Below are 318 nucleotides of genomic sequence, written 5' to 3'. Positions count from 1 at the left end.
ACCTTTCCCTCACGGTACTGGTTCACTATCGGTCTCTCAGGAGTATTTAGCCTTAGCGGATGGTCCCGCCAAATTCAGACAGGGTTTCACGTGCCCCGCCCTACTCAGGATACCACTATCTATTACAGTCATTACTTATACGAGGCTATCACTCTCTATGGCTCAACTTTCCAGTTGATTCTAATTCTTCATGCATAAAATGTCGTGGTCCTACAACCCCAATCTTGCCGTAACAACATTGGTTTGGGCTAATCCGCGTTCGCTCGCCACTACTTACGGAATCACTTTTGTTTTCTTCTCCTCCGCCTACTTAGATGT

At 46.5% G+C, this 318-nt stretch carries 1 rRNA gene; it reads right to left on the bottom strand.

The features are described 5' to 3' along the window. A 23S ribosomal RNA gene (locus ACHRV5_RS22460) occupies nt 1-318 on the bottom strand; the annotation flags it as partial.

It is taken from the genome of Flavobacterium sp. FlaQc-52, assembly GCF_044007495.1.
Lineage (GTDB): Bacteria > Bacteroidota > Bacteroidia > Flavobacteriales > Flavobacteriaceae > Flavobacterium > Flavobacterium cupriresistens.
Note: the sequence above shows the minus strand (reverse complement) of the source record. Positions and strands in the feature narration are given on the sequence as shown.